General features: G+C 63.4%; 21 protein-coding genes. 8 read left to right on the top strand and 13 right to left on the bottom strand.

The features are described 5' to 3' along the window. Positions 1-42 precede the first annotated feature (42 nt). Complete coding sequence (locus DBV08_RS19535; protein WP_185564758.1) at positions 43-1,461, top strand: bifunctional phosphatase PAP2/diacylglycerol kinase family protein; 1,419 nt, start codon at positions 43-45, stop codon at positions 1,459-1,461. On the opposite strand, the gene prcA is transcribed toward DBV08_RS19535, so the two are convergent. The 4 genes from prcA to dop form a co-directional block, all read right to left on the bottom strand. Next, positions 1,462-2,229 (bottom strand): proteasome subunit alpha, encoded by a 768-nt coding sequence (gene prcA / locus DBV08_RS19530; protein ID WP_095970089.1) that lies wholly within the window; start codon positions 2,227-2,229, stop codon positions 1,462-1,464. Further along, positions 2,226-3,104 (bottom strand): proteasome subunit beta, encoded by an 879-nt coding sequence (prcB, locus tag DBV08_RS19525; protein ID WP_095970088.1) that lies wholly within the window; start codon positions 3,102-3,104, stop codon positions 2,226-2,228. The genes prcA and prcB overlap by 4 nt, the downstream gene beginning before the upstream one ends. After that, positions 3,101-3,295, bottom strand: a complete 195-nt coding sequence (locus DBV08_RS19520; RefSeq protein WP_003944925.1) for a ubiquitin-like protein Pup — start codon at positions 3,293-3,295, stop codon at positions 3,101-3,103. The genes prcB and DBV08_RS19520 overlap by 4 nt, the downstream gene beginning before the upstream one ends. Positions 3,296-3,443: 148 nt before the next feature. Further along, positions 3,444-4,943 carry a depupylase/deamidase Dop gene (dop, locus tag DBV08_RS19515; protein WP_095970087.1) on the bottom strand — a complete coding sequence of 500 codons (1,500 nt, stop codon included), beginning with the start codon at positions 4,941-4,943 and terminating at the stop codon, positions 3,444-3,446. Positions 4,944-5,001: 58 nt separating this feature from the next. On the opposite strand from dop, the gene DBV08_RS19510 reads away from it, so the two are divergent. After that, on the top strand, positions 5,002-5,559 hold the full coding sequence (locus tag DBV08_RS19510; RefSeq protein ID WP_124568548.1) for an NUDIX domain-containing protein: 558 nt from the start codon (positions 5,002-5,004) through the stop codon (positions 5,557-5,559). 69 nt (positions 5,560-5,628) lie between these two features. Here the strand turns inward: DBV08_RS19510 and DBV08_RS19505 are convergent, their stop codons facing one another. Continuing rightward, positions 5,629-6,306, bottom strand: a complete 678-nt coding sequence (locus DBV08_RS19505) for a TIGR00266 family protein (RefSeq protein WP_003944961.1) — start codon at positions 6,304-6,306, stop codon at positions 5,629-5,631. A gap of 118 nt (positions 6,307-6,424) precedes the next feature. Continuing rightward, positions 6,425-8,200: a proteasome ATPase gene (gene arc / locus DBV08_RS19500; protein WP_003944870.1), complete on the bottom strand. Its 1,776-nt coding sequence runs from the start codon at positions 8,198-8,200 to the stop codon at positions 6,425-6,427. A 195-nt stretch (positions 8,201-8,395) separates the two neighbouring features. Between arc and DBV08_RS19495 the strand changes: the two genes are divergently transcribed. Next, positions 8,396-8,920: a hypothetical protein gene (locus DBV08_RS19495; protein WP_003944789.1), complete on the top strand. Its 525-nt coding sequence runs from the start codon at positions 8,396-8,398 to the stop codon at positions 8,918-8,920. Positions 8,921-8,979: 59 nt separating this feature from the next. Here DBV08_RS19495 and DBV08_RS19490 read toward each other — a convergent pair whose 3' ends face one another. Further along, positions 8,980-9,903, bottom strand: coding sequence for a tRNA (adenine-N1)-methyltransferase (locus DBV08_RS19490; RefSeq protein WP_095970258.1), 924 nt, complete (start codon positions 9,901-9,903; stop codon positions 8,980-8,982). Positions 9,904-10,041: 138 nt separating this feature from the next. Here DBV08_RS19490 and DBV08_RS19485 point away from each other — a divergent pair, with 138 nt between their 5' ends. Both DBV08_RS19485 and DBV08_RS19480 read left to right on the top strand, forming a co-directional pair. Further along, positions 10,042-10,932: a RecB family exonuclease gene (locus tag DBV08_RS19485; protein WP_124568547.1), complete on the top strand. Its 891-nt coding sequence runs from the start codon at positions 10,042-10,044 to the stop codon at positions 10,930-10,932. Position 10,933: 1 nt separating this feature from the next. After that, complete coding sequence (locus tag DBV08_RS19480; protein WP_095970084.1) at positions 10,934-11,743, top strand: thioesterase family protein; 810 nt, start codon at positions 10,934-10,936, stop codon at positions 11,741-11,743. A gap of 46 nt (positions 11,744-11,789) precedes the next feature. On the opposite strand, the gene hisG is transcribed toward DBV08_RS19480, so the two are convergent. From hisG to metH, 6 genes are all read right to left on the bottom strand, one after another. Next, positions 11,790-12,641: an ATP phosphoribosyltransferase gene (hisG, locus tag DBV08_RS19475; RefSeq protein ID WP_095970083.1), complete on the bottom strand. Its 852-nt coding sequence runs from the start codon at positions 12,639-12,641 to the stop codon at positions 11,790-11,792. A gap of 97 nt (positions 12,642-12,738) precedes the next feature. After that, complete coding sequence (locus tag DBV08_RS19470; protein ID WP_003944933.1) at positions 12,739-13,002, bottom strand: phosphoribosyl-ATP diphosphatase; 264 nt, start codon at positions 13,000-13,002, stop codon at positions 12,739-12,741. Positions 13,003-13,061: 59 nt separating this feature from the next. Beyond that, complete coding sequence (locus tag DBV08_RS19465; protein ID WP_397487711.1) at positions 13,062-13,922, bottom strand: pseudouridine synthase; 861 nt, start codon at positions 13,920-13,922, stop codon at positions 13,062-13,064. A 57-nt stretch (positions 13,923-13,979) separates the two neighbouring features. After that, positions 13,980-14,840: a rhodanese-related sulfurtransferase gene (locus tag DBV08_RS19460; RefSeq protein ID WP_124568545.1), complete on the bottom strand. Its 861-nt coding sequence runs from the start codon at positions 14,838-14,840 to the stop codon at positions 13,980-13,982. 12 nt (positions 14,841-14,852) lie between these two features. After that, on the bottom strand, positions 14,853-15,551 hold the full coding sequence (locus DBV08_RS19455; protein WP_095970080.1) for an HAD family phosphatase: 699 nt from the start codon (positions 15,549-15,551) through the stop codon (positions 14,853-14,855). Beyond that, complete coding sequence (gene metH / locus DBV08_RS19450) at positions 15,544-19,113, bottom strand: methionine synthase (RefSeq protein ID WP_124568544.1); 3,570 nt, start codon at positions 19,111-19,113, stop codon at positions 15,544-15,546. The genes DBV08_RS19455 and metH overlap by 8 nt, the downstream gene beginning before the upstream one ends. Positions 19,114-19,281: 168 nt before the next feature. Between metH and DBV08_RS19445 the strand changes: the two genes are divergently transcribed. From DBV08_RS19445 to DBV08_RS19435, 3 genes are all read left to right on the top strand, one after another. Further along, a complete protein-coding gene (locus DBV08_RS19445) occupies positions 19,282-20,136 on the top strand; it encodes a PAC2 family protein (protein ID WP_223257810.1) in 855 nt (284 codons plus the stop codon). Next, complete coding sequence (locus DBV08_RS19440; protein ID WP_124568543.1) at positions 20,133-21,296, top strand: MFS transporter; 1,164 nt, start codon at positions 20,133-20,135, stop codon at positions 21,294-21,296. The genes DBV08_RS19445 and DBV08_RS19440 overlap by 4 nt, the downstream gene beginning before the upstream one ends. A gap of 147 nt (positions 21,297-21,443) precedes the next feature. Beyond that, entirely contained in the window at positions 21,444-22,529 is a 1,086-nt protein-coding gene (locus DBV08_RS19435) for a hypothetical protein (RefSeq protein WP_095970076.1), read from the top strand. The last annotated feature ends 33 nt before the right edge of the window (positions 22,530-22,562 follow it).

Below are 22,562 nucleotides of genomic sequence, written 5' to 3'. Positions count from 1 at the left end.
AGCCTTATTCGCCGAAAAGTTGTCCGAAGCGACGTCAAAGTCATGGAAAGTACTGGAGCACTGCGCCCTTCCGTGCTCGACCCGACCATGCGGTTTCTCTCCAGAGCCGCCGATCACGGCGTTTTGTGGATGGTTGTCGCCGCCTTGCTCGCGATGATCGGCGGGCGGCCCCGTAGGGCAGCAGCACGCGGGCTGCTCGCACTGGCCGGTTCGAGCGCGCTGGCCAACGGCATTCTCAAGCCCCTCTTTCCCCGCCGACGCCCACCGGCACGCGTCTGGCTGAGCCCCAAGCGAGGAGTCGACATCCCGACCTCGTCCTCGTTCCCCTCCGGCCATTCCTCATCAGCAGCGGCATTCACTGCCGCAGTGGCCATGGAATCCCCGGTTGCGGGAGCTGCGCTGGCACCACTCGCTGCAGCAGTGGCGTATTCACGCGTTCACAACGGAGTCCACTGGCCGTCCGACGTCTTCGCGGGCCTCGCGGTCGGCGGCGCAATCGCTGCCGGCACCCGCCGTTGGTGGGCGGTGCGCGACGAAGAACCCGCCGAACTCGGACCCGAGTGCGTCGTCCCCGCGCTCCCGCGCGGAGAAGGCTTGTTGGTCTTCACCAATCCTGGTTCGGGCTCCGAGGACGACGGGATCGTGGAATCGATTCGAGAACTACTACCGGATGCGATCGTCTACCAGTTCGACGCGGACATCGACTTCGACATGCAGATCGATGCCAAGATCCCCGAACTCTCACCGAAGGCGTTGGGAGTATGCGGGGGCGACGGAACAGTGGTCACGGTCGCGACCGCGGCGACAAAGCACGAGCTACCACTTGCGGTTTTTCCCGGCGGAACGCTTAACCACTTCGCCCGCGACGTCGGGGCGGTGAATGTCGAGGAGACCGCACAGGCAGTCGAGTCGGGGCAGGCGGCATTTGTCGACCACGCGGTGGTGCGCACGGATTCCGGAGTGACTGCACGTTTTCTCAACACCGCAAGCCTCGGCGGATACCCCGACGCTGTGCGTCTGAGGGAAAAGTGGGAACCGCGTTTCGGGAAGTGGCCGGCCGCGGGAGCCGCGATGATGCGTGTTCTCGCAGCGGCGGAGCCGATGACTGTCACCATCGACGGGAAGCGGACCACCATCTGGATGCTGTTCGTCGGAAACGGGAGGTACTCCCCCGCTGATCAGGTGCCGATGTCGCGTCCGGAGATGAACCGGGGACTACTCGACGTCCGCTATCTGCGCGCGGACAAGAAATTCTCGCGCTCACGTCTGCTGTTTGCGGCTGCCACAGGAACATTGGGCAGCTCGCGGGTCTACGTTCGCGAACTCGTCTCGTCGATGTCGGTTCGAGTGGCCGATTCACCGGTAGCCATCGCCACCGACGGTGAAGTGGTGGCAGACGCGCGCCGGTTCGATTTCGACACCGAACCGGGCGCGGTGGCCGTCTACAGAATCACGCAGTGACTATGAGGGTGCGTCGCCGTTTGCCGGCGGCGCATCCTCGGTTGCTGCCGGCGCTGGAAGCATCTCTTCCAACGCCGTCCCCGCGATCCGTTTGAACGCACGGCGTGGACGGTTGCTGTCGAGGACGGCAACCTCGAGTGCACTCACGTCGAGAGTTCGCGGTTCCGCCTCGGCGGTTCCGGCCGGCGCCGGGCCGCCCTTTTGGAGCGCCCCGACCGCGAGCCGCACCGCGGATTCGAGGTCGAGGTCTCGCTGATAGGACTCGCGCATCGCCGTCACGATCGGTTCGGTCGTGCCGCCCATGACCACGAATTCCTGCTCGTCCGCGATGGAACCGTCGTACGTGATCCGGTAGAGCTGGGCCGGCGTACTACTCCCGAAACGCCCGATCTCGGCAACGCAGATCTCGACCTCGTAGGGCTTGGGCTGCTCGGTGAAGATCGTTCCCAATGTCTGTGCGTACGCATTGGCGAGCGAACGCCCCGTGACATCCCGACGGTCGTACGAGTACCCGCGCATGTCCGCGTGGACGATGCCCGCACGACGCAGATTCTCGAACTCGTTGTACTTGCCCACCGCCGCAAATCCGAGACGGTCGTACAGTTCGCTGACCTTGTGCAGAGCACGCGACGGATTCTCCGCGACAAAGAGCACTCCGTCGCGATAGGTGAGAACGACGACGCTGCGTCCGCGGGCAATTCCCTTGCGCGCCAATTCCGAACGATCGCGCATGATCTGTTCGGCTGATGCGTAATACGGCATCGTCATAGCGCAGACTCCCCTTCCGGACTCGCGGTCGCCGTGCGAGCCGCGACGATCTCCCTGGCGATCTCGGCAGCCTTGGTGGGCGACAACTCCACGGCGCCGGCCGAGGTGATGGTGACCGCTGTCGGATAGATCCCGCGTGTCAGGTCAGGACCACCGGTAGCCGAATCGTCGTCTGCCGCGTCGTACAGCGCCTCGACAGCGAACCGAAGCGCAGTGTCCTCGTCGATTCCCGGTGAATACAGCTTCTTGAGCGCCGATTTCGCGAACAGGGAACCTGATCCGACTGCGTGATAGCCAGCGCGCTCCTCGTATCGTCCACCGACGACGTCGTAGGAGACGATGCGACCGGCGGTCGACGGATCGACCGCGTCGAGGTCGTAACCCACGAGCAGTGGCACGACCGCCAAACCCTGCATCGCTGCTCCGAGATTCCCTCGAACCATCGACGAGAGTCGATTGGCCTTGCCGTCGAACGTGAGGGGGACGCCTTCGATCTTCTCGTAATGTTCGAGCTCGACCGCGAAGAGTCGGACCAGTTCGATTGCGATCCCGGCCGTTCCGGCGATACCCGCAGCCGAGTAGTCGTCGGTGACGTACACCTTCTGCACGTCACGGCTGGCGATGAGGTTGCCCATCGTCGCCCGGCGATCACCAGCGAGCAGAACTCCACCCGCGTAGCTGATCGCGACGATGGTGGTGCCGTGCGGAGCTACGTCTCCCCCGCCCATGACAACACCTCCTGTGTCGGCGAAGCGGTTCTGCGGAAGATGTTCCGGTGCGTGCACCCGAAGGTATTCCGAGAATGACGACAGATTCGAGCCGAAGCTCAACCGTGTGTCCCCGTCTGTGATCCGGGGCGCGCGATCCACCGTCACTGGCCGCCCTTCTGGACGTAGGCACGGACGAAGTCCTCGGCGTTCTCTTCCAACACGTCGTCGATCTCGTCGAGCAGGTCGTCGGTTTCTGCAGCGAGCTTCTCGCGACGTTCCTGGCCGGCACTGCCGTCGCCACCAGTGGTTTCGTCGTCTTCGCCGCCACCGGCACGCTGCGTCTGTTCTTGAGCCATCGCCGTCGACCTCCTTGTGTGAAGGGAGCTCTCGCGAGCATCCTGTTCGGCCCAGCAGAGTCGGTAACTGATCCCGCTCGGACCTTCACCCTACCGAGCGGCACCGTCAGGTGTGGAGAGACGCGACGGCGAGCCGCATCGGCTGATTTCAGTGAGTGAGCTGATCGACCAATTCCGCGGCGCTGTCCACGGAGTCGAGCAATGCTCCGACGTGCGCTTTGGTACCTCGAAGCGGCTCGAGGGTAGGGATGCGGATCAACGATTCGCCGCCGAGATCGAAGATGACCGAATCCCAGCTCGCGGCCGCGATATCGGCACCGAATCGGCGTAAGCACTCGCCTCGGAAGTATGCGCGAGTGTCGGTGGGAGGGTTCGTGACCGCGTCGAGAACCTGCTGTTCGGTGACAAGCCGCTCCATGGAGCCGCGAGCAACCAGGCGGTTGTACAGGCCCTTGTCGAGTCGCACGTCTGAGTACTGCAGATCCACCAGATGCAATCGCGGCGCCGACCACGCGAGTCCCTCACGATTGCGGAAGCCTTCGAGCAGACGCAGTTTGGCCGGCCAGTCGAGGATGTTCGCGCACTCCATGGGATCGCGCTCGAGGAGATCGAGGACCATCGCCCACTTGGCGACGATATCGTCCGCTCGCGGGTCACGATCGGCCTCGCGATCGAGGAACTTCGAGACTCGTTCGAGGTAAATACGTTGCAGCGCAAGCCCAGTCAGTTCGCGACCGTCGGCCAGTGCAACGGTCTTGCGCAGCGTGGGGTCGTGGCTGATGTGGTGGACGGCGGTGACCGGACGTGCCAGTTGCAGATCGGTGAGGTCGACACCCGCTTCGATCAGGTCGAGTACCAGCGCGGTTGTTCCCACCTTGAGATACGTCGACATCTCCGCGAGGTTCGCATCACCGATGATGACGTGCAGACGGCGGTACTTGTCCGCATCCGCGTGCGGTTCGTCGCGGGTGTTGATGATTCCGCGCTTGAGCGTGGTCTCGAGGCCTACTTCGACCTCGATGTAGTCGGATCGCTGCGAAAGCTGGAATCCGGCGTCGTCGCCGGACTGACCGAGACCCACACGACCGGAACCGCAGATCACCTGCCGAGACGCGAAGAACGGCGTCAAGCCGGTGACAATCGAGGCGAACGGGGTGTCACGCGAGCAGAGGTAGTTCTCGTGCGTGCCGTACGACGCACCCTTGCCGTCGACGTTGTTCTTGTACAACTGCAACCGTGGGGCACCCGGCACGCTGGAGGCGTGCCGTGCAGCCGCTTCCATCACTCGTTCGCCGGCCTTGTCCCAGATCACGGCATCGAGCGGGTCGGCGACCTCGGGGGCCGAGTACTCCGGATGGGCGTGGTCGACGTACAACCGTGCCCCGTTGGTGAGAATCATGTTCGCGGCGCCGATCTCGTCCGCGTCGATCACCGGTGCGGGACCGCTCATTCGCCCCAGATCGAAGCCTCGGGCATCTCGCAGCGGAGATTCCACTTCGTAATCCCAGCGTGTGCGCTTGGCCCGTGGCACGCCCGCTGCGGCGGCGTAGGCAAGCACCGCCTGGGTTGAAGTGAGAATCGGATTCGCCGACGGCTCACTGGGTGAAGATATTCCGTATTCGACCTCGACACCGATGATCCGCTGCATGACACAAGAGCCTATGTGATTGCGGCGCGGCGCCTACAGGCGTGGCACAGTTGGAGGAATGCACCAACCTCTCACCGCAGACCTGAATCCCGCGGACGAGGTAGTCGCCGTGTACGACCGGACGGGTAATCCGATCGGCCGAGCAACGCGTTCCGTCGTCTACTCGGGTGGGCTCTGGCACGCGAGCGCGGGCGTTCTGGTTCGCACCGGGGACGGCTCTCGCATCTACGTTCATCGCCGAACCGACACGAAAGCGGTGTTCGGGGGCTATCACGACTGTCTTGCCGGAGGTGTCGTGGATCCAGGTGAGACGCCGCAGGAAACTGCGATCCGTGAAGTGGGTGAAGAACTCGGAATCTTCGGAACAGCAGATCAGCCACTCCAACTGACGGAAATCGCTCGAAAATCCTGGGACGGTGAGTGGAAGAACTCTCCGTTGCGCTGTCACCTGTTCGCGTTCGAACTCAGATACGACGGGCCGATGGCACATCAACCCAGCGAGATCGCCGAAGGTTGGTGGTGGACGCCGAAAGAACTCGGCGCCCACCTGCAGGATCCGTCGTGGCCGTTCGTTCCGGACTCACGCGCGCTGCTGGCCGACTATTGCTGGAGCTGAACATCACTGGAGCTTGAACACCCATGGGGCTTGAACACCACTGGGGCTTGAATACCACTGGGACTGCGATCAGCCCGGGGTGATCGCCGAGAGCCACGCGGCGAACGCGCTGGGGTTGCGGGTCTGTGCGAGCACGCGACCGGGTCCGGTGAAGTCGAAGACAAATCCTTCGCCGGACTTCATCGACTGAATGGTGCGTCCCTGAACGGCGCGCCGCATGTTGAAGTTCATCCCGAGGTCGTAGGCGACCACGTGACCGGTATCGATCGTGACCGTCTCACCTGGCTGCAAGTCGATGACGTCGATCGCGCCGTAGACGGCCAGCACTACTTCACCGTCACCACTTGCCCGCAGGCCGAAGCCGCCCTCACCGCCGAAGAGGTTGGACATGCCTCCCCACTTGGACTCGACCGTCACACCGTAGGAGTTGGCCAACCAGGTTCCACGGTTGAGGAAGAACGGGCGATCGGACGTGATGGTCAGCGGGATCAGATCACCGGGAAGCACACCGGTCACGTCGACCCAACCACCTTGCGGCGGAGCGGTATACGTCGTGACGAAAAATGATTCGCCGCTCAGCATCGACCGCTTGAGTCCCTGCAGGACGCCGCCCTGCGCCTTCGCTTCGAGAACCACCCCGGCGGAATGCGCGAGCATTGCTCCGCTCTCCACGCGCAGCGGTTCGCCGGGCGCGAGGTAGCAGCGAGCCACAGTGGACGACGGATTGTGTCGAAGATGTATCTGCACGGCGGGACTCTAAACCAGCGCGACCGACCGGTCCAATCGCAGCGGAGGGAACAGCAGCGACGCATCGATCGGGCCGGCAACTCTCGAGGAGTAGCCGGCCCGATCGATGTTCGTATTTCTACAGATACTGGCCCGTGTTCGACTCCGTGTCGATCGCGCGGCTGGCACTGGCGTTCTTGCCCGTGACGAGAGTGCGGATGTAGACGATCCGCTCTCCCTTCTTGCCCGAAATACGTGCCCAGTCATCAGGATTGGTGGTGTTGGGCAGATCCTCGTTCTCGGCGAACTCGTCGACGATGGAATCGAAGAGGTGCTGCACACGCAAGCCCGGAGCACCGGTGTCGAGTACCGACTTGATCGCGTACTTCTTGGCGCGGTCGACGATGTTCTGGATCATCGCACCCGAGTTGAAGTCCTTGAAGAACAGGACTTCCTTGTCACCGTTGGCGTAGGTGACCTCGAGGAAACGATTCTCTTCGCTCTCCGCGTACATGCGATCGACGACGCGAACGATCATCGCCTTCAAGCATGCAGTGCGATCTCCGCCGAACTCGGCGAGGTCGTCCGCGTTGATCGGCAGACCGTCCACCAGGTACTTCGAGAAGATGTCCTGCGCGGATTCCGCGTCGGGACGCTCGATCTTGATCTTCACGTCCAGTCGGCCCGGACGCAGGATGGCAGGGTCGATCATGTCCTCACGGTTGGAAGCACCGATCACGATGACGTTCTCGAGCCCTTCCACGCCGTCGATCTCGCTGAGCAGCTGCGGAACGACCGTTGTCTCCACATCGGAGGAAACTCCCGAACCACGGGTACGGAAGATCGAGTCCATCTCGTCGAAGAAGACGATCACGGGCGTGCCCTCGGACGCCTTCTCACGAGCACGCTGGAAGATCATCCGAATGTGACGCTCGGTTTCGCCGACGAACTTGTTCAGGAGTTCCGGGCCTTTGATGTTCAGGAAGTAGGACTTGGCGTCCTTGCTGTCCTGGCCGCGGGCTTCGGCGATCTTCTTGGCCAACGAATTGGCGACGGCCTTGGCGATGAGCGTCTTACCGCAACCGGGCGGGCCGTAGAGCAGTACGCCCTTCGGCGGTCGAAGCGAATACTCGTGGAACAGATCCTTGTGCAGGAACGGAAGCTCGACGGCGTCACGGATCTGCTCGATCTGACGACCGAGACCACCGATGTCGTCGTAGTGAACGTCCGGAACTTCCTCCAGAACCAGATCCTCGACCTCGGCCTTCGGGATGCGCTCGAAGGCGTATCCGGCCTTGGTGTCGACGAGCAACGAGTCGCCCGGACGCAGTTTCCTGGTCGGAGAATCGGCGTCGTACGCGATGATGTCGGCCTCGGGGTCGGCGAAGACGGCTGCCAACGGCGCTGCGAGCCAGACGATGCGCTCTTCGTCGGCATGACCGACAACCAGTGCGCGCAGGCCGTCGTCGAGTACCTCACGGAGCGTACTGATCTCGCCGACCTGCTCGTAAGTCCCGGCTTCGACGATGGTGAGTGCCTCGTTGAGACGAACCGTCTGCCCGAGCGCGAGGGTGTCCGTGTCGATATTCGGTGAGCACGTCAATCGCATCTTGCGACCTGACGTGAACACGTCGACGGTCTTGTCCTCGTGTACCGAGAGGAGGACTCCGTAACCGCTCGGCGGTTGACCGAGTCTGTCGACTTCTTCACGAAGTGCGATGAGCTGCTGACGGGCCTCCTTGAGGGTGTCCATCAGCTTGCTGTTTCGGATGGACAACGAGTCCACCTTCGACTCCAGCTCACGCACCTGCTCCGGCGATTGTGCAAGTTGTCGGCGCAGAACTTGTGCTTCCACTCGTAGCGCGTGGAGTTCTTCTGCTGCCGCAACCGAATCCGGGTTCTCTGTCGAGCTCATGTGCGTCTCCTCCCAGTGCGATCCATCAACGCTACCGGCATAAGGGCCCAACTGTCGCCAGACACGGTGCGCGAGTGCGAATTCACACCTGCGCGCGGACCGTGCCGACTGGTCTCGAGCCAGAATTTGGTCATGTTAGCCTTGCCTACAAGATGGAGACAGCGCCTGTCTCTCTTTACAACGAAAGGTAACGCTGTGATCATCCGCAAGACTCTCATCAGCGCTTGTGCCGTCGCTGCCGTCCTGACCATGGGTGCATGCAGCTCGGACGACAACAAGGACTCGACGGCTGCCAGCTCGACTTCCGCCGCCGCCTCGAGCACCACGGCCAAGGCCTCGGCTTCCGCCACGACGTCAGCTGCCGCTGCCGCTGCGGCTCCGACGGCCGAGGAGCTCAACGCGTCGCTCGTCGCTCTGATCGATCCGGCCAAGCCGATCGAGGAGAAGACCGCTCTGGTGGTCGACGGAACCAAGCGTCAGGCCAACATCGAGACGATGAGTGCTGCGCTGGGCGGTAACCCGGCCTACGCGATCACGTTCAACGTGGACAACGTCAAGGTTGACGGTCAGACTGCAACCGCAGACGTCGCGGTCGTAAGCCCGCACGGCGCCGCACCGGCCACCCCGTGGACCTGGGAGCTCGAAGACGGCTCCTGGAAGCTGTCCGACACCTCGGCTTGCGTGCTCCTGGAAATGGGCCGCGCTTCCTGCACCGCATAACTTCCAGCTACAACAAGAGCGGCGATCCNNGGATCGCCGCTCTTGTTGTTTTCGTCTGGTTACTTGGCCGCGGTGTTCGAGCCCTTGCCCGCACGCCGCTGAGGCTTCGGGGTGACCGTTCCTTCGGCCAGACGACGAGCGCTCACGAGGAACGCGGTGTGGCCTTGCATCCGATGCTCGGGGCGCACCGCCAAACCGACGACGTGCCAGCCGCGAACGATCGATTCCCACGAGCGGGGCTCGGTCCAGCATTCCTGCTCGCGCATCGCTTCGACGACCTTCGAGAGCTGAGTAACGGTCGCGACGTAGACGATCAGAACGCCGCCCGGGACGAGGGCCTTCGAAACTGCGGGTAGGACGTCCCACGGAGCCAACATGTCGAGTACGACGCGATCGACCTTGCCGCCGTGCGCTTCCGGATCGAACTCCGCGAGATCGGCGATGGTCAGTTCCCAGTTCGGCGGACGTTCACCGAAGAAGGTCTCGACGTTGCGAACCGCATGTTCGGCATGATCGTCGCGGACCTCGTAGGAGATGACCTTGCCTTCGGGTCCGACGGCACGCAGTAGTGAACACGTCAATGCGCCGGAGCCGGCTCCGGCTTCGAGCACGCGTGCTCCGGGGAAGACGTCGCCCTCGTGGACGATCTGAGCGGCGTCCTTCGGGTAGATGACCTGGGCACCGCGCGGCATGGAGAGCACGTAGTCCACCAGTAGCGGACGCAGGGCGAGGTAGGGCGTGCCGTTGACGGACTTGACGACGCTGCCCTCGTCGGCGCCGATCAGATCGTTGTGAACGATTCCGCCCTTGTGGGTGTGGTACTCACGGTTCGCCTCGAGGACGATCGTGTAGTGGCGTCCCTTGCCGTCGGTCAGCTGGACTCGGTCACCGACTCGGAACGGCCCGGAAGGACGCTTTCCCGGCGCAGTGATGTCGGCTTCTGGAAGTTCTTGTTCGGGAATCTCGGCGACAGCGGACTGCACAACCTCATCCACTTCGGTCGTGCCTTCTTCTGGTTGTAGCTCGTTCGCCATGCGCAGATGATCCCTGTTCGTTTGTTTCCGGTGTCCTCGCCACCGGCTCCGACGGAGTTGTCGGACCAACCGCATAGCCTGCCAGGTGTGAGCTCCGTCGAATTGCCAGCCCCCACTCCAACGGGTGCAACATCACAGGAGCGCCCGCGTAGTCGGCCGGCGCTCTCTCCGTCCCGAGCGGGCGACTACAAGCAGTGCCCCCTGCTCTACCGGTTTCGAGCGGTCGACAGAATTCCGGAAACGCCCACCAGAGCCCAGGTCAGAGGCACCGTCGTGCACGCTGCGCTGGAAGCTCTGTTTGCACTTCCGACCGGCCACCGGGTGCCGGACCGCGCGGCCGAGCTCGTCCGTCCCGCGTGGGAACGTGTCAGTGCCGAGAGTCCCGAGGCTGCTGATCTGATTCCGGAGGACGAACTGGACGCGTTTCTCGGCGAAGTCGCCAAGCTGGTCGCGACGTACTACACACTCGAAGATCCCACTCGATTCGATGCCGAGGCGTGCGAGGTGTACGTCGAGACCGAATTGGACAACGGCGTTCGACTCCGCGGCTTCGTCGACCGGATCGACGTAGCGCCGACGGGTGAGGTGCGGGTCGTCGACTACAAGACCGGGAAGGCGCCCCGCGAGTTCACCGAATCCAAGGCGCTCTTCCAGATGAAGTTCTACGCGCTCGTACTGTTGCGCACTCGCGGAATCGTTCCCGCTCAACTGCGGCTGATTTATCTGGCCTCCGGTTCGATTCTCACGTACGCCCCGGACCACGACGAGCTGATCAGATTCGAACGGACCCTCTCCGCCATTTGGAAAGCGATCCTCGCAGCAGGTGCGACCGGAGACTTCAGACCCAAGCCTGGCAAACTGTGCGACTGGTGCGATCACAAGTCACTGTGCCCCTCGTTCGGCGGAACACCTCCGCCGTATCCAGGCTGGCCTGATCTGTTGAGCACCGAACCTGTTGTCGCAAAGGAGAATTCATAACATGACGGACAGTTCGTACTACCGCTACCTCGGAACGACGGAGGAAGGGCACGAGCGGTTCGCGAGCACGCAGGCAACTGTCAGCATCTGGGGCCCGACGCTGCAGCACGGCGCTCCCCCGTCGGCGCTGTTGGTTCGAGCCCTCGAGCGGTGCGGTGCGCGCGACGAAACCCGTCTCACGCGCGTTGTCGTCGAGATTCTCGGACCGATTCCGATTGCCGACCTCGAAGTACGGTCCTGGATCGAACGACCCGGTCGCCGAATCGAATTGATCGTTGCCGAGCTGTGGGCGACGACTGCCGACGGATCTGCACGCGCCGTAGCGCGCGGAACGGCCTGGCGGATGGAGACAGTCGATACCGGCGACGTCGTCCACGTTGTCGATCCTCCACTCGAACCCCGCGACAGCGGTACCCCGGGCGTTCTCGAGGGCCTCTGGAGCGTCGGCTATCTCAAGACTCTCGACTGGTCCTGGATTGCTCCGATCGGGTGTGTCGGAACCGGGAAGGTATGGGCGCGCCCCAAGCCCGAGCTGGTCGAGGGCGAGAAGATGTCTGCTCTCGAGCGTTTGTTCGCGGTGGCGGACATCTCCAACGGCGTCGGCGCCAAGCTCGACCCGGAGCACTGGACGTTCCTCAACACCGATCTCACGGTGCATGTCTTCCGTGTGCCCGAGGGCGAGTGGGTCGGTGTCGCCGCCGAAACCACCACCGGTCCGGACGGCGTCGGTATGTGTGCGGGAGTGCTCTACGACGAGCAGGGTGCCGTCGGCCGTATCGCCCAGACTCTGCAGATTCGCGCCCGTTCCTGATTTCCGGGAACGGGCGCGAATGCGCGTAAATCTATTCGGGCTGTGATCAGAAAGCGCGTACCGAGCGGATGTTCGACGCGAGGATGGCCTTGGCGCCGAGTTCCGCCAAGGCATCCATCACCTGGTTGTGCCCCTTGATCGGGACCATTGCGCGAACCGCGACCCAGTCGGGATCGGCCAACGGCGAGAGGGTCGGCGACTCCATACCCGGGGTCATCTTGATGGCGTCGTCGAGGATGGTGCGCGGGCAGTCGTAGTCGATCATCAGATTCTGCTGAGCGAAGACGATTCCGCGTACGCGTTCGATGAGCTGGTTGCGTGCGGGATCGTCCTGCGGAGCGCCGGTGCGCTCGATCAGGACACCTTCGGAATCGCAGAGCGATTCACCGAAAGCAACGAGGTTGTGTTGACGGAGAGTGCGACCCGACCCGACCACGTCGGCGATTGCGTCGGCGACACCGAGCTGAATCGAGATCTCCACGGCGCCGTCGAGACGGATGACGGTGGCGTCGAGTCCACGATCGGTGAGGTCCTTGCGGACGAGGTTCGGGTACGACGTCGCAATGCGCAGGCCGGACAGATCCTCGACCGTCCAATCCTTGCCGGCCGGTGCTGCGTAGCGGAACGACGAACGGCCGAACCCCAACGACAGACGCTCGGACACGGGAGCTCCCGAGTCGCCGGCGAGGTCGCGACCGGTGATGCCGAGATCGAGCTCACCGGAGCCGACGTAGATCGCAATGTCCTTGGGGCGCAAGAAAAAGAACTCGACCTGGTTGGCAGGATCCAGGACCGTCAGATCACGGGAATCGGTGCGTCGACGGTAGCCGGCCTCGCTGAGGATCTCGGCGGCGGACTCGGACAGTGAGCCTTTGTTGGGAACTGCTACGCGCAGCATGGTGGATGTCCTTTCGGAAGGTGTGGGTGACGTGAGACGACGTGAATCGGAAGCCCTGGACGAGCGAGATGGAGAACATCTCGCTGGTCAGCTCCGATCACAGATGTCGGTACACGTCCTCGAGGGTCAGTCCGCGACCGACCATCAACACCTGCGTCCAGTACAGCAGCTGGGAAATTTCCTCGGCTAGCTGCTCATCGCTCTGGTATTCCGCAGCGATCCACACTTCACCGGCTTCCTCGATGACCTTTTTGCCCTGAGCATGCACACCGGCGTCGAGGGCGGCGACAGTGCCGGACCCCTCGGGGCGAGTAGCAGCACGCTCGGTCAATTCGGCGAACAAGGATTCGAAGGTCTTCACGGGTAGACATTCTTTCACGAGGACGGAAGCGGTTTTCACACCCCCACGAACAGCGGTGTTCACAGGCCTGCGTCGAGGGTGCGCGAACTCACGAATCTGCGGGTCTGCCCGGTGATCGGATCCGGGTACTCGAGTGCCCTCGCCAACAATCGCAATGGCGTGGAGAAGTCGCCGGGCACCGCAGGCAGATACTCGGGGTAGTAATTGTCACCGACGATCGGGACGCCCAGCGAGTTGAGGTGCAGGCGAAGCTGATGGGTCCGGCCGGTCCGTGGGAGCAACCTGTATCGCCCGAGAGTCCGGCCGGCCGAGTCGGTGATCACCTCGATCAGGTCGATCGAGGTCTCACTGTTCGGCTCGCCGTCGATCTCGGTTGCCGTCATCTCGCCGTGAACTTTATTGATGCGGCTAAGCACCGTGCGTGGGAAAGTCAGTTCCGGATCGAAGCCTGCGATCGCCTCGTATTCCTTGACGATCCGCTGCTCGGCAAAAAGTTCCTGGTACGGCCGTCGTAGGTCCGGTGTCACAGTGAAGACGATGACACCCGCCGTCATTCGGTCGAGGCGGTGAACGGGCGCAAGATCGGGAAGATCCAAGTCACGACGCAGTCGCACGACGGCGCTTTCGACGATGTGCGCTCCCCGCGGAATGGTCGCCAGGAAGTGCGGCTTGTCGATCACGAGAATCGAGTCGTCGCGGTACAAGATCTCGATCTCGTGCGGTACCGGAATCTCGGGCGCCGGCTCGCGGTAGAAGTACACGAAACGGGTCGGCTGATAGGGCGTTCGGCTCGTGATCTTCCGCCCGTGCTCGTCGACGACGTCCCCGGCGTCGACGAGGTCCGTCCACAGGTCCCGCTCCCCCGGGTGCTCGCCGATCAGGTGCTCGAGGACGGTACGCGCCGACGACTCCGCCGGCATCCGTAGCCGGTCAGGTCCGAGACCGTTTCGGATCGGCAACGGAGCCTTGGGCACTGCTCAGTCCTGCTCGAGGTCTGGTGAACAACTCTCGCAGAGCAATTCGAGCGTTCGGCCGTCGCCGTCGATCCGATTGCGGTACCGCGGTGTCGGAGTACCACAATCGACGCACACGCCGAGTGTCTTGGCTTCGGATGAGAACTCGATGTTCATCCGCTTGTCGAACACGTACAGGGAACCGTCCCAGAGACCGCGGTCGCCGAAAGTTTCGCCGTAACGGACGATTCCGCCGTCCAACTGGTAGACCTCGTCGAAGCCACGTGAGCGCATCAGCGAAGACAACACCTCGCAGCGCACGCCGCCGGTGCAGTACGTGACTACGGCTTTGCCCTTGAGATGGTCGTATTTGCCGCTGTCGAGTTCGTCGACGAAATCGCGAGTGGTGGCGACGTCCGGAACTATCGCATCTCGGAAACGACCGATCTCGGCTTCGAAGGCATTGCGCCCGTCGAAGAACACGACGTCGTCACCGCGACTGTCGACGAGTTCGTGTAGTTCCTTGGGGGCCAGGTGAACTCCGCCGCCGACAACACCGTTCTCGTCGACTTTCAGCTCGTCGGGGGCTCCGAACGTCACTATCTCCGAGCGGGCCTTGACGCTGAGACGGGGGAAGTCGTTCCCGAGTCCGTCCGACCACTTGATGTCCGCGGTACGGAAGGGCTCGTAGCCACGCGTACCGCGGACGTATCGCTTGACGTCCTCGATGTCTCCACCGACCGTCGCATTGATCCCGTGAGGCGAGACGATGATTCGGCCCGTCAGGTTGTTGGACTCGGCCAGGCTGTGCTGCCACAGCTTGATCGCTTCCGGGTCCGCCAACGGCGTGAACTGGTAGAAGAGAACAATTTTCGGAATAGCCACAGCAAATCCAGCCTAACGTGCAGCGCTCGAGTGAACGTCGTGAAGATCGTGAATGGACAAGTCCACCAGAGACTCTCGAAACACGCGTCCAGGGCCGGCCGGGACATCGACCTCACACGGAACGACGAGCACCGCGCAACCCGCAGCGTCGGCCGACGCCGTGCCGGTCGGCGAGTCCTCGATCGCGAGGCACTGCGCCGGCTCGAGCCCGAGTAGGTGCGCGCCGCGCAGGTACGGATCCGCCGCCGGTTTCCCGTTGGGGACCTCGTCGCCGCACACCGAGTGGTCGAAGAACTCACGGCCGAGCATCCCGAGTGCCCGATCGACCAGTACTCGCTCGGTGTTGGTGACCAGTGCGGAACGCAGACCACCGTCACGCACGGTCGACAGTGCATCGCGAGCACCCGGCCGCCAGGTCACGCCGTCCTCGAACAGATCGCCGACGCGGGTGTACATCCAGTCCTTCGCCTCGGCGATGGCATCGGGATGCTTCTCCAAGCCGAGCGCGTCGAACACCGTCGCCAAGGCGAAGGGGCTCGACGCGCCGATGACGGCGACGCGTGTCGCTTCCGTCATCGGTCCGCCCAGGCGTAGGGACAGCTCACGAAGCGCGATGTCCCACAGCTTCTCCGAATCGAGCAGGGTGCCGTCCATGTCCCACAGCACACCCCCGAGGGTTGATTCGGATACTTCGGTCAACAACTCAGACATTGAAATACTTTGCTTCCGGGTGGTGCAGGACAAAAGCGTCCGTGGACTGCTCGGGATGCAGCTGCAGTTCCTCGGACAGTTCGACGCCGATTCGCTCGGGTTCGAGCAACGCAACCAACTTGGCACGATCCTCGAGATCCGGGCACGCGCCGTATCCGAACGAGTAACGAGCGCCGCGGTACTCGAGATCGAAGTAACCGGCGACCTCGGTGGGGTCCTGCTCCGCGACGGTGTGACCCTCGGGAAGCACAAGCTCTTCACGAACGCGTCGATGCCAGTACTCGGCCAGAGATTCCGTGAGCTGGACGCCGATTCCGTGAACTTCGAGGTAGTCGCGGTACGAGTTCGACGCGAACAATTCGTTGGCGAAGTCCGCGATCGGCTGACCCATCGTCACCAGCTGGAACGGAAGAACGTCGACCTGACCGGTTGCCTCGGCGTCCTTGCGCGAGCGGACGAAGTCCGCAATGCACAGGAATCGATCGCGGTGCTGACGCGGGTAGGTGAACCTGAACCGTTCGGGTGCATCCGGTTTGGGCTCGGTGAGCACGATGACGTCGTCGCCCTCCGAGATCGCCGGGAAGTACCCGTACACAACGGCGGCGTGCGCGAGGATGCCCTCGGACGTCAGCCGATCGAGCCAGTACCGAAGCCTCGGACGGCCTTCCGACTCGACCAGTTCCTCATATGTCGGACCGTCGCCCTTGCGCTGACCGCGCAGGCCCCACTGGCCGAGGAAGAGAGCGCGCTCGTCGAGCAGCCCCGAGTACTCGGACAGCGAGATTCCCTTGACGATGCGTGAGCCCCAGAACGGCGGTGTCGGTACCGCGATGTCGGTTGCGACATCGGAACGCTCCGGCAGGACGACGGGAACCGCTGCAGCTTTACGCTTTTCGGCAATGCGCTTGGAACGCTCGTGGCGGGCCTTACGCTCGGCAGCCTTCTCGCGAGCAGCGATGGCCTCCGGGCTGTCCGGCGCGGGGCCACCGCCACGCTTGGTCGTCATGATCTGGTCCATCAAGTTCAGACCCTCGAAGGCGTCGCGGGCATAGCTGACGTCGCCCTCGTACACCTCCTGCAGATCGTTCTCGACGTAGGAGCGCGTGAGCGCCGCACCACCGAGCAGAACCGGGAACTTCTCGGCCACTCCGCGTGCGTTGAGTTCCTGGAGGTTCTCCTTCATCACGACGGTGGACTTCACGAGCAGGCCGGACATGCCGATCACGTCGGCCTTCTTGTCCAACGCGACGTCGAGAATGGTCGCGATCGGCTGCTTGATGCCGATGTTGACGACCTCGTAGCCGTTGTTGCTCAAGATGATGTCGACCAGGTTCTTGCCGATGTCGTGAACGTCGCCCTTGACGGTCGCGATCACGATGCGACCCTTCCCGTCCTCGTCGCTCGCTTCCATGTGCGGTTCGAGGAAGGCCACGGCAGCCTTCATGACCTCGGCCGACTGCAACACGAACGGCAACTGCATCTGACCGGAGCCGAACAGCTCACCGACGGTCTTCATGCCCGACAGCAAGGTCTCGTTGATGATGGCCAGCGGCGGCTTGATCGTCATCGCCTCGGTGAGGTCGTCGTCGAGGCCGTTGCGCTCACCGTCGACGATGCGACGTTCGAGGCGTTCGAACAACGGAAGTCCGGCGAGTTCCTGTGCACGGGACTCACGTGCCGACGCAGCCGATACGCCCTCGAAGAGAGCCATCAGCTTCTGCAGCGGGTCGTAGCCCTCGCTGCGACGGTCGTAGACCAGGTCGAGTGCGGTTTCGCGCTGCTCGTCCGGAATACGGGCCATCGGCAGAATCTTGGACGCGTGAACGATCGCCGTGTCGAGTCCGGCCTCGGTGCACTCGTGCAGGAACACCGAGTTGAGGACCTGGCGAGCGGCCGGGTTCAAACCGAACGAAATGTTCGAGATGCCCAGCGTGAAGTGCAGTTCCGGGTACGCAGCCTTGAGCTGACGGATCGCTTCGATAGTCTCGATGCCGTCGCGTCGCACCTCTTCCTGACCGGTGGAGATGGGGAAGGTCAAGGCGTCGACGATGATGTCGGACTCGGCGAGTCCCCAGTTTCCCTTGATGTCCTCGATCAGACGCTTGGCGATGGCCACCTTGGTCTCGGCCGTGCGTGCCTGGCCTTCTTCGTCGATGGTCAGGGCGACGACCGCCGCGCCGTGCTCCTTGACCAACGTCATGATCTTGTGAAAACGCGATTCAGGGCCGGCGCCGTCTTCGTAGTTGACGGAGTTGACGGCGCAGCGGCCACCGAGGTGTTCGAGACCGGCCTGCAGCACGGCAGGCTCGGTGGAGTCGAGCATGATCGGCAGCGTCGATGAAGTCGCCAGACGACTGGCCAGTTCCGACATGTCGGCGGCACCGTCGCGGCCCACGTAGTCGACGTTGAGGTCGAGCATGTGTGCGCCGTCGCGGGTCTGGTCCTTGGCGATGTCCAGGCACTTCTGGTAGTCCGCGGAGAGCATTGCCTCGCGGAAAGCCTTGGAGCCGTTGGAGTTCGTGCGTTCACCGATCATCAGGATGCTGGCGTCCTGCTCGAAAGGCACCGCCGAGTACAGCGACGAGGTGCTCGGCTCGTGGATCGGAGTGCGCTGGGCCTTCTCGACCTGACGAACCGCGTCGGCGACGGCGCTGATGTGCTCGGGTGTCGTACCACAGCATCCACCGACGAGACCGAGTCCGAACTCGGAGACGAAACCACTGAGCGCTTCGGCCAATTCGTCGGCGGTCAGCGGGTACTCGGCCCCCTTGGGGCCGAGCTGCGGCAGACCGGCGTTGGGCATGACCGACACCGGCAGCGTCGAGTACTTGGAGAGATGTCGGAGATGTTCGCTCATCTCGGCCGGCCCCGTGGCGCAATTCAGGCCGATCATGTCGATCCCGAGAGGCTCGAGTGCCGTCAATGCTGCACCGATCTCACTGCCCAGGAGCATCGTTCCGGTTGTCTCGACCGTCACGTGCGTGATGATCGGCAGCCGCAGTCCGAGTTGCTCCATCGCACGCTGACTGCCGAGGATCGCGGCCTTCACCTGAAGCAGGTCCTGGCAGGTTTCGACGAGGATGGCGTCGGCGCCACCGTCGATCATGCCGAGCGCAGCTTCGGTGTACGCATCACGAAGGACTGCATACGGTGCGTGTCCGAGACTGGGGAGCTTGGTTCCCGGTCCCATCGAGCCGAGTACGAAACGGGCCATGCCGTCGCGGCCGGGTCCCATCTCGTCCGCTACTTCGCGGGCGAGAGCAGTGCCTTTTTCCGCGAGCTCGCGGATCCGGTGAGAGATGTCGTAGTCGGCGAGGTTGGGCAGGTTGCAACCGAAGGTGTTGGTCTCGACGGCATCGGCACCAGCGGCGAAGTACGCACGGTGGATGTCTTTGAGCACGTCGGGACGGGTGTCGTTGAGGATCTCATTGCACCCCTCGAGGCCGAGGAAGTCGTCCAGGGTGAGGTCCGCGGCCTGCAACATGGTGCCCATCGCTCCGTCGCCGATGACAACGCGCTGTTTCAGCGCATCAAGCAGGGCAGAGTTAAATGGGGCAGACATGCCGTCCAGAGTAGTGGGCGCACCGACAAGCTCTGGCCGTAGGCTGGGTGGGTGAGTCCAAGTGAGTTCCCCGTCACTCCCGACGGCCCGGTCGATTTCGACGATTCCGCGGCCTTCGAGAGTCCTGACGGCTTTGCCGTCGACAGCAGCGACCGCCTTGAAGGCGACATCCCTGTCCTTCGTGATCCCATCCTCGTTGCAGCTTTCGAGGGCTGGAACGACGCCGGTGACGCGGCCAGTGGTGCGGTCGAACATCTCGAGCTGATCTGGGACGCCCAGCCGCTCGCCGAACTCGATTCCGAGGACTACTACGACTATCAGGTCAACCGTCCCACGGTCCGTCAGGTCGACGGAGTGACCCGCGAAATCGTCTGGCCGGCAACACGTTTGTCGGTCTGTTCACCTCCGGGTAGTGAGAGCGACATCGTCCTGCTTCGCGGGATCGAACCCAACATGCGGTGGCGCAGTTTCTGCGAGGATCTGCTCGAGCTGATCGACCAACTGAACGTCAAGACCGTGGTCATCCTCGGCGCCCTGCTCGCCGACACTCCGCACACCCGCCCGGTACCGGTCACGGGCACGGCGTACAGCAGCGAATCCGCTGCACGATTCAACCTCGAACAGACCCGCTACGAAGGGCCGACGGGCATCACCGGAGTCCTTCAGGACGAGTGTGTTCGTGCTGGTGTACCCGCTATTTCGTTCTGGGCGGCGGTTCCGCACTACGTGTCGCAGCCACCCAACCCGAAGGCCACCGTGGCCCTCCTTCAACGGGTCGAGGATGTGCTCGACATCGAGGTCCCCCTCGGGGAACTCCCGGCTCAATCGGAGGATTGGGAGGAAGCGGTCAACGAAATGACCGCGGACGACGAGGAAATCGGCGAGTACGTGCGCACTCTCGAGGAACGGGGGGACGCCGAGACCGACATCAGTGAAGCGATCTCCAAGATCGACGGCGACGCCATCGCCGCGGAATTCGAGCGCTACCTCAGACGGCGAGGCCCCGGCAGCTTCGGACTGTGAGCAAGAACACCCCAGGAGGCGACGGCGGGAGTCCACAGCGTCCACTGCGCCTCCGGCTGCAACTGATCGCGCTGTACGCCGGCGGGTTCCTCGGCCCGTTCGGCGGCGGTGTGGTTGCTTCCATCCTCCCCGAGATCGGTGACGATCTCGGGGTCGGACCATCGGCGGCAGCCTCTTCGCTCACCGCGTACCTGCTCCCCTTCGCCGCTCTGATGTTGGTGTCGGGGACGCTCGGAACACGCTGGGGCAAAGTCCGGACGGTACGGATCGCATACGGGGTCTACGTTTTCGCGTCGTTGGCATGCTTCCTGGCCCCGACTCTCGAAATCTTTCTGGCCGCCCGGGTACTGCAGGGCTCCGCGAACGCATTCACCACACCGCTACTGCTTGCCTCTCTGGCGGCCGCAACACCGCAGGCCCGACTGGGTCGGGCCCTCGGCGCCTTCGGTGCCTTCCAGGCCGCAGGGCAGTCGTCGGCTCCACTGATCGGCGGTCTGGCGGCTGAATTCGACTGGCGTCTTGCCTTTCTCGTCATTGCAGTGGTCGCAGGCATCCTGGGTGCCGTCGGACTCCCGAAGTCCGAAACCCCGACAGCGACTGCTCCCGCACGCCTGCGTGATGCACTTCGCCCGGAAGTGCTCCGCATCGGCATCGCCGCACTGCTCGGCTGGGGCGCTCTCGGTGGGCTGAGCTTCCTGCTCGCCTTCCGCTTCGAAGACGAGTTCGGGCTGTCCCCCACTGTCCGCGGCCTACTGCTCACCGTCTTCGGTGTGGCCGGCATCCTCTCGGCCCGGCGCATCGGAATCCTCATCGATCGCATCGGCGCACGTTCATCCGTGATGATCGGCGCCCTGGGCGGTGCTGTCCTGGTCTCCATCGTCGGCCTCGCCGGCCTGGTGCCTGTGATCGCGATCGCATGGTTCGTCGCAGGTGTCGCGAGCCAGTTCGTGCTGGTCGGCGTCAACGCGGCGGTACTCGGCTCCGAGGGGCCCAACCGCGGCGGTGCCGTGTCGGTCGTGCAAGCAATGCGCTTCGGCGGCGCTGCACTCGCTCCCCTGGCGTTGACCCCGATCTACGACTCCTCGCCTGTCGCGAGCTTCCTGATCCCTGCACTACTGCTCGCCGTCGTCGCTCCCCTGGTCATGCCGAAGCAACGCTGATCGGTCTTTGCCATTTTCGGAATTCGAGTTGTGCGGACGGTGAAGTTCGCCGGTGAAAGTGACCACCGTTGTGTGTGATGGCGTGACGGACCAATATTCGGAAAATCTAGTGTTTCCGTCAACGACAGATATTGATACCATTGGAACATGAGCGAATCTGAATCGGAACCGGAACGGCCGATCGACATTTTTCGACGATCGGTTGCCGTCATCGAAGAAAATTTGCCTCCTACCTGGTCTTTGTCGACGCAGCGCTCCCCCGACCTGTCCGAGGCCCCGCTCCGACTCGACCTCCGCTCCCCTGACGGCGCGGTGGCCAAATTCGGCGTCTACGCCGCGCACGGTGTCCTGAGCAGCGACGTTCCCGGTATCGCCGATCGCTTCCCCACCGGTCAATCGGGCTTCGTGTGCGCAAAATATCTGTCCGAGCCCGTGCGCCGGCAGCTCGATTCCCACGCGATCTCGTACGCAGATGCCACGGGCAACGTGTCGTTGACCGCTGATCGACCCGCAGTCTGGGTGCGTGGACGCGGAGCCGACGCCGACCCGTGGCGGGGGCCCGGACGTCCTTCCGGACAGCTGACGGGCGATCCGTCAGCTCGCGTCGTGCGAGCGCTTGCCGATTTCGCGGCGCCGCTGGCGATCACCGCCTTGGTGCGCCTGGCCGGTGCGTCGACGGGAGCAACCTATCGGGTGGTTCAGACACTGTCGGATCGTGAACTGGTGACCAGGCTCCCCCGCGGTGGGATCGGCGACGTCCGATGGCCGAAGATGCTTCGGGAATGGGCAGCTGAAGCCGGCGCCAAAGCGCCGACGCCTCACGGCTTTCACGCACCGGACGGTCTGGAGGCTCTCTTCGATCAACTGCGTCAACTCAGCGGTCACATCTATGCCGGTACCGCCTCGGTGGCCGCTGCGCCCTTTGCTCGGTATGCGCCCACCCGACGTGCTCACTTCCATGCCGACAACGTCGATCAGTTCGCCGACGCTCTCGGCCTGCGGCGAGTGGAATCCGGCGGTGACGTGTGGATCACCGCTCCCCTCTCACCGTCCGCGTTCGACCGATTGCTCACTCGCGACGGCATTCGCATCGTCGCACCCAGCCAGGCGTTCGCCGATCTGCTGGTCGGTCCGGACTCCGACGAGGCGGCAGCCGAGCACCTGCTCACATGGATGATCGAGAACGAATCGCAGTGGCGACGCGCCGCATCCCCTGCTACGGATCGCCCGTAGGAAAAAGAGGGGCCGTCTCTCGCCTACCCTGTC

Origin of the sequence: Rhodococcus sp. KBW08 (assembly GCF_003852455.1) — a bacterium.
Classification (GTDB): domain Bacteria; phylum Actinomycetota; class Actinomycetes; order Mycobacteriales; family Mycobacteriaceae; genus Rhodococcus_F; species Rhodococcus_F baikonurensis.
This window is presented reverse-complemented; position numbering and strand designations above follow the sequence as displayed.

What these genes read in the sequence shown, in the direction of transcription:
- DBV08_RS19535 (WP_185564758.1), top strand. Translation starts at nt 43, where the DNA reads ATGGAAAGTACTGGAGCACTGCGCCCTTCCGTGCTCGACCCGACCATG.
- prcA (WP_095970089.1), bottom strand. Translation starts at nt 2,229, where the DNA reads ATGACGATGCCGTATTACGCATCAGCCGAACAGATCATGCGCGATCGT.
- DBV08_RS19520 (WP_003944925.1), bottom strand. Translation starts at nt 3,295, where the DNA reads ATGGCTCAAGAACAGACGCAGCGTGCCGGTGGCGGCGAAGACGACGAA.
- dop (WP_095970087.1), bottom strand. Translation starts at nt 4,943, where the DNA reads ATGCAGCGGATCATCGGTGTCGAGGTCGAATACGGAATATCTTCACCC.
- DBV08_RS19510 (WP_124568548.1), top strand. Translation starts at nt 5,002, where the DNA reads ATGCACCAACCTCTCACCGCAGACCTGAATCCCGCGGACGAGGTAGTC.
- arc (WP_003944870.1), bottom strand. Translation starts at nt 8,200, where the DNA reads ATGAGCTCGACAGAGAACCCGGATTCGGTTGCGGCAGCAGAAGAACTC.
- DBV08_RS19480 (WP_095970084.1), top strand. Translation starts at nt 10,934, where the DNA reads ATGACGGACAGTTCGTACTACCGCTACCTCGGAACGACGGAGGAAGGG.
- hisG (WP_095970083.1), bottom strand. Translation starts at nt 12,641, where the DNA reads ATGCTGCGCGTAGCAGTTCCCAACAAAGGCTCACTGTCCGAGTCCGCC.
- DBV08_RS19465 (WP_397487711.1), bottom strand. Translation starts at nt 13,922, where the DNA reads ATGCCGGCGGAGTCGTCGGCGCGTACCGTCCTCGAGCACCTGATCGGC.
- DBV08_RS19455 (WP_095970080.1), bottom strand. Translation starts at nt 15,551, where the DNA reads ATGTCTGAGTTGTTGACCGAAGTATCCGAATCAACCCTCGGGGGTGTG.
- metH (WP_124568544.1), bottom strand. Translation starts at nt 19,113, where the DNA reads ATGTCTGCCCCATTTAACTCTGCCCTGCTTGATGCGCTGAAACAGCGC.
- DBV08_RS19435 (WP_095970076.1), top strand. Translation starts at nt 21,444, where the DNA reads ATGAGCGAATCTGAATCGGAACCGGAACGGCCGATCGACATTTTTCGA.